At 37.4% G+C, this 13,303-nt stretch carries 6 protein-coding genes; 1 reads left to right on the top strand and 5 read right to left on the bottom strand.

Annotated features, from left to right (window positions below; genetic code table 11):
- Positions 1 to 36 precede the first annotated feature (36 nt).
- The gene (locus BQ5367_RS11270; RefSeq protein ID WP_071442584.1) at positions 37 to 2,427 is read right to left on the bottom strand and encodes a DUF2207 family protein; all 2,391 of its coding nucleotides are present in this window, start codon (positions 2,425 to 2,427) and stop codon (positions 37 to 39) included.
- A 155-nt stretch (positions 2,428 to 2,582) separates the two neighbouring features.
- Positions 2,583 to 5,207 carry a pyruvate, phosphate dikinase gene (gene ppdK, locus BQ5367_RS11265; RefSeq protein WP_071442583.1) on the bottom strand — a complete coding sequence of 875 codons (2,625 nt, stop codon included), beginning with the start codon at positions 5,205 to 5,207 and terminating at the stop codon, positions 2,583 to 2,585.
- A 151-nt stretch (positions 5,208 to 5,358) separates the two neighbouring features.
- Between ppdK and BQ5367_RS11260 the strand changes: the two genes are divergently transcribed.
- Complete coding sequence (locus BQ5367_RS11260; protein ID WP_083383256.1) at positions 5,359 to 6,240, top strand: YitT family protein; 882 nt, start codon at positions 5,359 to 5,361, stop codon at positions 6,238 to 6,240.
- 54 nt (positions 6,241 to 6,294) lie between these two features.
- On the opposite strand, the gene BQ5367_RS11255 is transcribed toward BQ5367_RS11260, so the two are convergent.
- From BQ5367_RS11255 to recG, 3 genes are read right to left on the bottom strand one after another with little or no spacing between them, the layout of a single operon-like run.
- A complete protein-coding gene (locus tag BQ5367_RS11255; protein ID WP_071442582.1) occupies positions 6,295 to 10,563 on the bottom strand; it encodes a PolC-type DNA polymerase III in 4,269 nt (1,422 codons plus the stop codon).
- 26 nt (positions 10,564 to 10,589) lie between these two features.
- The gene (gene rnc, locus BQ5367_RS11250) at positions 10,590 to 11,270 is read right to left on the bottom strand and encodes a ribonuclease III (RefSeq protein ID WP_071442581.1); all 681 of its coding nucleotides are present in this window, start codon (positions 11,268 to 11,270) and stop codon (positions 10,590 to 10,592) included.
- 32 nt (positions 11,271 to 11,302) lie between these two features.
- Positions 11,303 to 13,297, bottom strand: coding sequence for an ATP-dependent DNA helicase RecG (recG, locus tag BQ5367_RS11245; protein ID WP_071442580.1), 1,995 nt, complete (start codon positions 13,295 to 13,297; stop codon positions 11,303 to 11,305).
- Between the last annotated feature and the right edge of the window lie 6 nt (positions 13,298 to 13,303).

The following is a 13,303-nucleotide window of genomic DNA, read 5'->3' as shown; positions in this document are numbered from 1 at the left end:
TTTAACATATTCTGCATCAAATAATCATAAATCTTTTTACCAGCCGCGAGAGCCTCCGCCTCCGCTGCCGCCACCGGAACTTCCACCGCCAGAGAAGCCTCCGCCTCCACCGCTGAAGCCACCACCGCCTCCAGAGGATGAAGATGAAGGAGAAGCCATACTATGGCTCATTGAACGAGACACCGTTCTTGCGAAAGTATTAAAAGCTGCATAGGTCATTACATCACCAGTCTGATATGAAGGAGGTTCGACCGTCAGATCATCAAATTTATCCTGCCATATCTTTGTAACGTGCAAAGCTTGAGCATAAGGAAGAATATGATAGTAATATTCAGGATTTTCTTCTAAAAGTCTTTCCAACTGATCTTTTTCAGCTTCCTTAATAAAACGTTTAAAGCCTCTTAATTGACCAACCAGTTCTAATGCCTGAGGCGTATATTTTTTTATTCCTTTTGCGATAAGAAATGTGAATATACAGCTTATAGTTACAACGATCAATTGCATCTGATAGATTTCTGATATAACTTTAATCATCAATAAAAATATGATAATTGGTGACAAAAGGAAAAGATAATAGAAAAACTTGAAAACAATTGTATCCTTAGTAGCGAAAAGTCTTGAAAGCAATGCCATAAATACCATAAATACAAAAGCAGGGGAAAAAGAAAGCAGCTTAATAATAAACTCACTGACCCATTCACTCGATTCTGCCATACTTAAAGCTGCCACCATCGCTAAAAAAAGCACAACAGCCAAACTGCAAAAAATAACTTTCATTATTTTCCCGATAGTTTCATACATAGGCATTTCTTTATAAATCTGAATAATCTTTTTCTTTGCACGATTGATATCAACATAAAATCTATGTTCTAAATCATCCGCAGTAACTTCATTGTCATGTCCATAAGCAAACATACTTTCAAATAATTTTTTCTCATACATCGGACATTGACTAGGAAGTTCACTGACTTTAACCAAAGTAAAATCATCATCGATCCCTTTGATTTGTAAAGCCCCTAAACCAGCCCAATAAAAAATTAAAGAAGTCATATCATCATTAGAAAGGCGATTATCAATGACATAACCCACTTCAGCACTGTTCATTCCCCTTGGAGGATAAAAAGTAACAGGTTCCACAAAACGAGGCCTCATCACGACATATCGCAAGATGATAGCAATAATAACCAATCCAATGCTTAAAACAGGGATCACCTTGATAGATGCCGGAGTAGGACGATAGAAATCAGCAGCAGATAAATACAACGTAAATTCTAATCTTTCTGCCGGCTGCAAAACATCTTTTGTTGTTAGTATCAGTGTATTCCCATTTTCACTAATTTCGTAGCGTTGTGAATCAGATGTATCATTATATCTTCCAATAAAAACATTATGATCAGCAAGTGCAGGCATTGTAATCTCAAAATGTACATTTTCTGTCTGTGCATCCTCATATCGATCTAATAATGACATATTTAATTCTCCGTCAAAAATAATTTTTGGATGTAATATATAATTCATTTCGATTGTATATTCACCTGCTTCATCTAAATGAGCATAATATTCGGAAGACTGATTTACTCTATTAACAAGACATTCAAAATCACGCACCTCTGTTTCAGAACTATAAAAAGCATCAAAATCAGGACTTAAAGGATAAGAAACATCTTTTTCATTTGCAGTAAGCTGAATTGTCTGCGTTACATGAAAATCTTGCGCTTCATCAATACTAATCTGAATTGTTTTCTGATGAACGATATACGGATATACATAGACAGGTGCATCTGCGAATGCCCCCTGATTAAGCTGGATCTGTACAGTTGCTGCTTCATATGGTTCAATCGTCTGATTTGATTCTATAAATATTTCGTTTTCACCTATTGTATAATCTAATTTTTCATTATCTCTGCTGCCGTAATATCCTTCAGTAAGAGTTACATTTTCAACTGTTGTATTCTCTGGCCATACGATATGAGCACTTAAATGATTGGTTGGCGAATCAAAATCATCACCTATTAGATTTAAATAAATATAATCATGGTCCTGATCATAATCCTGATAATGCGCAAGCGTATAAGTCAATACATAACGTTGATTTCCTGTAACTGTTTTATCCTCATCACCTATTCTTATATCAATACCTGAGTAGGTTTCTTCTATTTGATAGGGTGCCCCTTCTACATGAATATCTGTGATCTTATATCCTTCTACATCACTTTCTTCAGGAATACTACGAATAATTCCATGCATTTCTTCTTCATAATAAACATCTAATGTTTCAGTGATCTTAAATTCTCTTTTAGAGTTTACTTCTACTTGAATATCAATATTTTCATAATAATACCCTGTCGAATCTGCCTTTACATTAAATGAAGGCAAAAATAGAAATATCATTGAAAAAAGAACAAAATACATTATTTTCTTACGCATTCCTATCCCCCTCTCTTTTTTATTAATTATATGCTATCTTAATCATACAAAACAAGATAAAATCATGGTTCAATTTATATAAGATTTATATCAAAATTTGTTTTTATCACAAATCAGAAAAAGCAAGATATGAAATCATACCTTGCTTTACATGATTACTTATTGCGAATAGCAGCCTGTGCAGCCGCTAAACGAGCAATTGGTACACGGAAAGGTGAACAAGAAACATATGTCAGTCCTATACGATGACAGAAGTCAATAGAACTTGGATCCCCACCATGCTCACCACAAATACCTAACTTGATATCAGGACGAGTGGCTCTTCCGCCTTCAGCTGCCATCTTGATCAGTTTTCCTACACCTTTCTGATCAACACGGGCAAATGGATCTTGTTCGTAGATTTTCTTTTCATAATAATCTTTCAAGAATCCACCGGCATCATCTCTTGAGAAACCGAAAGTCATCTGAGTCAGGTCATTCGTTCCAAATGAGAAGAATTCAGCTTCCTCCGCAATCTCATCTGCTAATAAGGCAGCACGAGGAATTTCAATCATCGTTCCAACCTTATAATCTAAATGGACACCATTCTTTTCCATGACCTCTTCAGCCTTCTTTACAACAATATTCTTAACAAATTTAAGTTCTGCTTTATCACCAACAAGAGGAATCATGATTTCTGGATGAACATCAAATTCAGGATGTTTCTTATTGACATTGATTGCAGCCTGAATGACAGCTTCCGTCTGCATTTCGGCAATTTCAGGATAGCTGACAGCCAAACGACAGCCACGGTGACCCATCATAGGGTTAAATTCGTGTAAAGAAACAACGACATTCTTCAATTCATCAAATGTCATATTCATTTCCTCAGCTAAAGAGGCAATTTCTTCATCCGTATTAGGCAAGAATTCATGCAGAGGCGGATCTAAATAACGGATCGTTACCGGAAGTCCCTGCATCACTTCATAGATAGCTTCAAAGTCACCCTGCTGCATAGGAAGAATCTTTGCTAAAGCAACACGACGCTGTTCTTCAGTCTTAGAAACGATCATTTCACGAACAGCCCTGATACGATCACCTTCGAAGAACATATGCTCTGTACGAACCAAACCAATACCTTCGGCACCAAATTCAACAGCCTGTTTCGCATCTCTAGGAGTATCGGCATTTGTTCTCACCTGAAGCTTACGTGTATTATCAGCCCAACTCATAAATCTTTCAAAATAACCACTGATCGTTGCCGGAACGGTCTTAACAGCCTCACCATATACATTTCCTGTAGAGCCATCAAGTGAAATCCAGTCTTTTTCATGATAAGTCACACCATTAACAGTAAACGTTTTAGCTTCTTCATTGATCTTAACATCATCACAGCCGGATACACAGCAAGTACCCATACCACGAGCAACAACGGCTGCATGACTTGTCATACCGCCACGAACAGTTAAAATACCTTCACTGGCAGCCATACCCTGAATATCTTCCGGACTTGTTTCCAGACGGACAAGCACCACTTTTTCACCATTATTATGAGCAGCAATCGCATCTTCTGCTGTAAAATATACCTGTCCGGCAGCAGCCCCTGGAGAAGCTGCAAGACCTTTCGCAATAACTTTAGCTTTCTTTAATTCATCGGCATCAAACTGTGGATGCAACAGTGCATCTAACTGTTTTGGGTCTACCATCATCAAAGCTTCTTCTTCATTGATTAATCCTTCATCAACCAAATCACAGGCAATTTTCAACGCAGCTGCAGCTGTACGCTTTCCATTACGTGTCTGAAGCATATACAGATTTCCATTTTCAATAGTAAATTCCATATCCTGCATATCTTTATAATGGTTTTCCAGAATACCGCAGATTTTCACAAACTGATCATAAGCATGAGGAGCGACTTCTTTCAGTTGATCAATTGTCTGAGGCGTACGAACACCGGCAACAACATCCTCACCCTGAGCATTCATTAAAAATTCACCAAATAATTTCTTTTCACCTGTAGCTGGATTACGTGTAAAAGCAACCCCTGTACCACAGTCATTTCCCATATTTCCAAAAACCATGGATTGAACATTAACGGCTGTACCCCATGAAGATGGAATATCATTAACTTGACGATAATAAATTGCACGTTCATTATTCCAGCTCATAAATACTGCTTCAACAGCTTTGATCAATTGAACACGTGGATCTGTAGGAAAGTCATCATGAAGCTGTTCACGATAGAATTCCTTAAATTTTGAAACCATTTCTTTCATTTCATCAGCATTTAAATCAGAATCCAGCTTCACACCACGTTCAGCTTTGATTTCATCAATAATTGTTTCAAAACGAGCCTTGGATAATCCCATAACTACATCTGCAAACATCTGGATGAAACGTCTATAAGAATCATAAGCAAAGCGTGGATTATTTGTCTTTGCTGCAATCGTTTCAACCACTTCATCATTGATACCTAAATTCAGAATGGTATCCATCATCCCCGGCATACTAGCTCTGGCCCCTGAACGAACTGATACCAGTAAAGGATTTTCCTTATCTCCTAGTTTTTTTCCTGTTTTCTTTTCCAATTCGCTTAACGCTTCAAAAATTTCCTTCTGAATGTCTTCATGAATTTGTTCCCCGTCATCATAGTAACGGTTACAAGCCTCAGTTGTTACAGTGAAACCAAAAGGAACGGGCATGCCCAATTTTGTCATTTCCGCAAGGTTTGCACCTTTTCCACCTAAAAGCTCACGCATCTGGCCATTACCTTCAGAGAACAGATAAACATATTTTGTCATTAATAATTCCTCCTAGCAATTGTAATCGCTTACCTTAATATTATAGCTTTTTTTTTCTTAATTGACTAGTCTAAACTATAAATAATTCAAATCTTGATTGACAAACGATTCTTTCAATAGTATAACAACATCATTAAAAAAGGAGACAATTATGAATCATATAAATAAATCCAAAAATCAATTATTTAATCAACACCTTAAATCGCTATTTCTCGTCATTCTCTCCAGTCTTCTTTCAGCAGTTGCTGTTCAAGGATTCGTGGAAACGGCTCATCTATATCCATCGGGTTTTCTAGGGATCGCTGTTTTGACCAGCCGGCTATCTCTGAAATTTTTGAATTTTGATCTTTCGTTTAACTTTCTATATTTGATACTCAACCTTGGTTCAATTTTTTTAGTAAGAAAAGTAGCAGGCAAAAAGTTTCTTCTCTATTCAGGTTTACAATTTGTTCTCGTTTCTTTTTTCATTACCCTGATTCCACGCTTTTCTCTTGTTGATGATCCTCTGCTTCTGAGTCTTTTTGGAGGTGTTATTGCAGGCTTTTCAAGCTTATTGGCTTTACAGGCAAATGCCAGCAGTGGCGGTATGGATTTTATCGCCATCTATATGTCTCATAAATACAATAAGCCTTTCTGGAATCAGATCATGATCTTCAATATTCTTATCCTTATCATTGCCGGTATTTATTTCGGTTTCTATGATGCTTTTTATTCCATGATCTACCAATTTGCGGCAACCTATATCATCAACAATTTTCATGACCGCTACAAGCTTGTATCTTTACGTCTGATTACCTCCAAACCTGAAGAAATCAGTGACCTGATATTTAAAACGACCAATCACGGTGCTACCCAGCTCTTTGCACAAGGAGCCTATACCAAAGAAGAAAAAAGCATGCTGATCCTTGTCTGTAACTCATTTGAAGTCAATGAACTTGTAACAGAAGCACAGCTTATTGATCCCCAGATATTCATCACTGTATCTAAGACTGAGCAGATCATTGGCAACTATGATCAAAAAAATATTGAATAACAAAAAACTGCAAACAGATATATCACCAAAATATCTAACTTGCAGTTTTTACTTTTAAAATAATGACATTTGATTTTCTTCCTGAAGACCTTTTAATACTCCCATGCTTTCCAATTTCTTGATATGGGTTCCATTTAAAGAGGTGCGTGCCATCAGATCTTGTTTTGATAAGAATGGACGTTTTTCTCTTTCTTCAACAACCGTTTCTGCAACGTTGCTTCCCAACCCATCAATTGTTGAGAAAGGAGGTATGATCGTGTTCTTATGATCAGGGTCCACGATAAAGGTACTTGCCTGCGAACGATTCAGATCGATATTACCGATTCGATAACCACGCAATACCATTTCTAAAGCCAGTTCCAAGGTAGAATAAATATCTTTTTCTTTTTTAGATACTTCATTTTTATGCTCATTAGAATACATCTTTTGAGAAATCTCATTCATTCTTAAGCGTATCATATTTTCACCGGCAATCATCGTTTCAATCTCATAGGCATCGCAGCGAATCGAGAAGAACATGCAGTAATAATAGAGAGGCTGATGTACCTTGAACCAGGCAATACGAACCGCCATCATAACATAAGCTACAGCATGAGCTTTTGGGAACATGTACTTGATCTTTAAACAGCTGTCAATATACCAAGGATCAATATTATATTCCTTTTTGCTCATTTCTTCCTTCCATTCATCTTTTAATCCTTTACCTTTACGAACACTTTCCATGATCGTAAAAGCTAATTTGGCAGGAAGTCCCTTATGCAGCAAATATACCATGATATCATCACGACATCCGATAACATCTTTCAATGTACATTGACCACTATCAATCAAATCCTTGGCATTATTCAGCCAAACATCCGTACCATGAGAAAGACCAGAAATACGTACTAATTCATCAAAGGTCGTTGGTTTTGTCAATTCCAGGATACCACGAACAAACGGTGTACCAAATTCCGGAATACCGGCAGCTCCTGTAACCTCTGTATTTTTGGAAGTATCAATATGTAAACTTTCGACACTTGAGAAGATTTTCATCGTTTCCGGATCATTCATCGGGATCGTTTTCGGATCGATCCCGCTTTGTTCTTCCAAAAGCTTCATCGCTGTTGGATCGACATGACCAAGAATATCAAATTTCAAAAGGTTATCATGAATATCATGGAATTCAAAATGAGTTGTTTTCCAATCTGCAAATGGGTTATTGGCAGGATACTGCACTGGTGTAAAATCATGTACATCAAATTCATTCGGTACTACCAGGATACCACCAGGATGCTGTCCGGTCGTACGTTTGACACCATCACATCCTTTCGCCAGATGAAGAACCTGTGCCTGACGCATTTGACCCTCAATCCCCATTTCTTCTTCATAACCCTTTACATAACCAAAAGCTGTCTGCTGAGCAACCGTACCGATCGTACCTGCTCTAAATACATGATCTTCACCAAAGACTTCTTTTAGATAATTATGCGCACGTGGCTGATAGTCACCTGAGAAGTTCAAGTCGATATCAGGAACCTTATCCCCTTCAAAACCTAAGAAAGTTTCAAAAGGAATATCCTGTCCATCCCCACGAATGATCTCACCACAGTTTGGACATTTTTTATCCGGTAAATCAAAACCACTGGCAACAGAGCCATCGGTAAAGAATTCAACATAATGACATTTTGGGCAGACATAATGAGGCGCTAATGGATTTACCTCTGTAATATTCGCCATAGTTGCGACAAAGCTACTGCCGACAGATCCTCGACTACCTACCATATAACCATCTTCCAGACTCTTTTTCACTAATAGATGCGAAATATAGTAAACAACATAAAAGCCATGTCCGATGATGGAATCCAGCTCACGTTTCAAACGATCTTCAACGATCTTTGGAAGTGGATTTCCATATTTCTTATATGCATTTTCATAACAGATCTCCGCCAGTTTCTTATCTGAGTTCTCCATCTTAGGCGGGAAGAGCGTATCATAGACCGGATTGATCTTTTCAATCTGATCAGCAATCATATTTGTATTCTCAACAACGATCTCATACGCTTTTTTCTCATCAAGCCAGTTAAAACATTCCAGCATTTCATTAGTACTTCTAAAATGCTGATCCGGATTGACGGTCGTTCTGCGCCGCTGTGCATCATAGATATATAAAGGATGACGTTTTCCACCAATCGCCTGAGAATTGATATAGATATCACGAATTTTCTTTTGAGAAGGTTCTGCATAATGACAATCCCCTGTCGCAACGACTGGTTTTCCCAATTCATCTGCAGCCGCTATGATACCTGATAAGATTTCTTTCAAGCGTTCATTACTTGCAATCGTATTTCTTTCAATTAAAAAACGATAGTTTTCCAATGGCTGAATTTCTATGAAATCATAGAAAGAAACAACTTTTTTCAATTGCTCTTCATTGCGAGTATGTGCAATCTCAAAAACTTCTCCATTACTGCAGGCACTTCCTAAAAGAAGATTTTCTCTTCTTTCTTCAATCTCCTTTCTAAAAATACGGGGTTCTGCCACAATATTGGCACTATTTTTTCCATTATAAGCCAAATGCTTGGTATGTGATAATGTAATCAGTTCAAAAAGAGATTTCAAACCTGCTTTATTTTTCGCAAAAACAATGATATGTTTCGTTCTTACTTTAGAAAAACAAGCTTCTGTATAAAAATGAGCAAGATCATTTAACGTTTCCACATCTTTTAGTTCATTAAGCATATTCAAGTAAACATCACTTAGCACCTGGGCATCATAATCTGCACGGTGAGCTACTTCTTCATCATATTTAATATTATAGATACGAGCAATATTACCAAGACGATGGGCCTTGCGATCCGCATGCAATGAATAAGATAGATCAAGTGTATCGATCACTGGATTTTCTAGTGGTTTCCGACCAATACGAACCAATGAATCATTAATAAAATTCACGTCAAAAGAAGCATTATGGGCCACTAATACTCGATCACCAATAAATTCTAAGATTTGATCAGCAGCCTGTTCAAAAGGCAAAGCATTTTCCAGATCATCTTCTGTAATATTCGTTAAATTTGTCGTAAATGCACTTAAAGCAACCGGCGGCTTGATAAACATTTGTAATTTACCCTTTACTTCACGATTCTCAACGATCACGCCACCAAACTCTATAATGTGGTCATAACGACTTGATAAACCCGTTGTTTCAAGGTCAAAGATACAGTAGCTGGCTTCTTCCAGCTTTGTATCATTTGGATGGGTCACTATATTTAATTCAGGATCCACCATGTTCATCTCAACACCATAAAGCATCTTGATCGGATTTTCTCTGCCCTTATTGATTTTCTCTAAATAACGCTGGGCTTTTGGAAAATCCTGTACAACTAAATGATCCGTGATCGCTAAGGCCGTATGATTCCAGGCTGCTGCCTGATCGATATACTGTGAAATATCACTGACACCATCCATTTCGGAAAGCTTCGTATGCAAATGAAGTTCTACCCTTTTCTTTTCAGCAGTATCTTCACGCATCTTTTTCTCGATCACTTCCACTTTATCCGGCATGAAAACAAGAGTACGTAAATAAGAGTCATCCACGACTCTTCCATAAGCACGTATCCGCTGGCCTACCTTGAGCTGATTCATTTCTTCTTCGCTTAGACGGGCACCAGAAAAACGTTTCATGACGATCGCGTCATCATCATCTGCCAGATAAACGCTTTGAAGCATGCTTTTTCCTACCGGACGCATTTCAATTTCAAAAATATCTCCCCATATCTCTACATTTTCACAAGCTTCATGAATCTCATGGAGAGACAGAGGCAGATATGATTTTTTACCTCTTGGAACATACGTTTTCTTTTTTTCTACATTGACTTCAGGTGTAAACGTCACTTTTGGAGCTTTTACCTTTTTCACTTCTTCCCTAAAAATAGCTTCTTCTTTTTCTTCTTCTAATTTTAAGCCAGCTCTTTTTAACCATTCCTGAAGCACATAAAAATCTTCTAACTGATCATCACTGATCTTCATCTTTCCCTGATGAATATCACTATGTAAACGCAAATGATTCAAAACGATACACTCTTCGGCATACTCTTTGATAAGATTATCTTCAAAACTCATATCTTGAACGCTGATTTCTATCTCTACACTGCATTTTAAATGTTTCATCAGACGATCTTTCAACATTCTCCATACCTGAAAAGGCAGCACTCTTTCAAGTCTTAGATGAATACAAAGCTTTTGAGCGCTTTTATAGTAAATAGGCTTTTCCAATTGTGCTTTTTGAAAATACGAGCTTTCTTCATCCATTTTTAACTCTTTCAACAGATACTCAATATTCATGAAAAACCTCCTCTCTAAAAAAATGGCTATTTCACCATTTTCTCAAAAGCATCCTTTGCAGCTGCCTGTTCAGCTTTTTTCTTGGAAGGTCCTTTACCTCTGCCAAGCGTAATATCATCCATTTTCACAATGACTTCAAACACAGGCTGATTATTTGGCCCTTCCATATGAATGACCTCATAACTAACCGTTCTGCGGGCATCTGCTTGTACATATTCCTGAAGCTTAGTCTTATAGTCAATAAGATTTTCAGCCTTAGGCGCTAAGATATGTGGCGTGATCACACTTTCTAAAATCTTGCAGACATTGTCAAAACCACTATCCAGGTATAAAGCACCGATAAAAGCTTCAAACATATCGGCCATGATCGATTCACGTTCACGTCCACCCGTTTTTTCTTCACCGACCCCTAATAATAAAAACTGGTTTAATTTCAATTCACGTGTATATTGGGCCAAGGCTGCCTCACTCACAAGCTGGGCACGCAATGTTGTCATATGTCCTTCATCTAAAGGCGGCTGAAGCTCAAAAAGTTTTTTTGCCGACCAAACCTGTAAAACAGCGTCCCCCATAAATTCTAATTGCTCATTATCACTTTTAAAAGTACGATGTTCATTCACATAAGATGAATGAACAAATGCATTCTGTATTAGACTTTTATCATTTACCTCAATATTTCTTTCTTTAAGCCAATCGAATATTTCCATATTTCCTCCATGTTCCCCCATTATATCATATTTTAATCAAGATATTTATTTTCTAAAGTATATTTTTCACAAATCTTTTTTAAGTTTGGATAATCCTCTATTTTCTTTACAATTTCCATTGCATCATCACGTGCACGATTCAAAATATTAGAATCCTGAATCAGATCACCCAATATAAAGCTCGGCAATCCACTCTGTCGTTTACCAAGAATATCTCCCGGACCTCGCATCTGTAGATCATACATTGAAAGTTCAAAACCATCATGGCAGGCTTCCAGCTTTTTTAACCGGGCAATGCTTTCTTCATCTTTTGTATCACTTAAAAGATAACAGATACCCTGGCGTTTTCCTCTGCCTACACGTCCACGCAACTGATGAATCTGACTCAACCCAAAACGATGAGCATCATAGATCACCATGATATTGGCATCTTTCACATCAACACCCACTTCAATCACACTCGTAGCCACAAGAATATCCAGTTCATGTGAAAGAAAACGTCCCATGACCTCATCTTTTTCTTCACTTTTCATCTGACCGTGAAGAAGACCAATATGATAGTCTTTTAAGACACTACACATTCCTTCATAAATTGAAATGACGCTACTCATTTTATAATCTTCATTTTCTTCAATACTTGGACAAACAACATAACATTGTTCACCCTCATGAATTTTCAAAAGCACATCCTTTAAGATCGGTTTCATGCTTTTGGATGCAATATAATATGTCTGAGTAATATTTCGTCCTTTCGGATACTCACGAATCGTCGAAACATCCAGATCACCATAAATCGAAGAAGCCAGTGTACGAGGAATCGGTGTAGCACTCATCAAAAGCATATCGACCTTTTTTCCTTTATTTAAAAGTTTCCGTCGTTGCTCCACACCAAAACGATGCTGCTCATCCGTGATCACCAAGCCTAAATCAGCATAATATACATCATCCTGAAATAAGGCATGTGTTCCTACCAAAATATCAATCTGCCCCTCTTTAAGTTCCTTTAAGATTTGTTCCTTTTCATTTTTCTTCAAAGAAGAACAATATAGTTTTAAACGTACACCAAAACCTTCATAGACTTTTGAAAGAGAGGAAGCATGCTGCTTCGCCAAGATTTCTGTTGGTGCCATAAAGGCTACCTGTTTATGTGCACAAACACAGCCATAAGCCACAAACGCTGCCACCAGTGTTTTTCCACATCCCACATCTCCCTGAAGCAAACGCATCATACAGGTCGAAGCATGCAGATCACTTAAAATTTCATCAATACATTTCTTTTGATCTTCAGTCAGTTCAAAAGAAAGATTACGAGCCAGTTCATACACATCATCATTTAAAAACTCTTTGCCTACACCCTGATTTTTCATATTTTCACTGCGTTCGATCTGCATGCAGCACTGAAAAATCAAAAATTCTTCATACTTTAATGTCCTAAGTGCCTGAACAAGAGCATGATGTGTCTTAGGTTTATGAATATAATAAAGTGCTTCTTTTCTTGATAATAACCTATATTTTAAGCGGTATTCCTCAGGAATCCGCTCTTCGATCTTATCTAAATAAACCTCTAATGCTTTGTCAATCAGCTTGATCCAATCTTTTTGAGAAAGAGATTGGGTCGTAGAATAAACAGGCTGTAACCCAAGCTGATCATCAATTGGCAATGAATTGATATTTGTCAATGTGATCTTATTACTTCCCTGATAAACACCACTGATCGTCATCGTCTTACCAACAGGAAAAATATTGGTCCATGGCCGATTAAAAATACTACAAAGAAATTCCTCTTCATCAATCATCATTGAAAAACGAGTCATACTTTTCTTACCGCCAAGACGAATAACACGTGCTGATGAACAGATAACACCACTAGTAAAGACCTTTTCGCCAATTTTCCAATCTTCTATTGGTTTACGCTCATGATTTTCATAACGAAAAGGATAGTGAACGAGGACATCTTCGACACTTTCAATTCCCATAGCCTTTAAAATTTCAATTTTCTTAGGTGTTGTAATTGCTTTTAATTCCATGCGGAT

This window comes from Traorella massiliensis (assembly GCF_900104665.1).
Taxonomy (GTDB): Bacteria; Bacillota_I; Bacilli_A; order Erysipelotrichales; family Erysipelotrichaceae; genus Traorella; species Traorella massiliensis.
The sequence above is the reverse complement of the archived record's forward strand: the minus strand, read 5'-3'. Positions and strand labels throughout refer to the sequence as shown.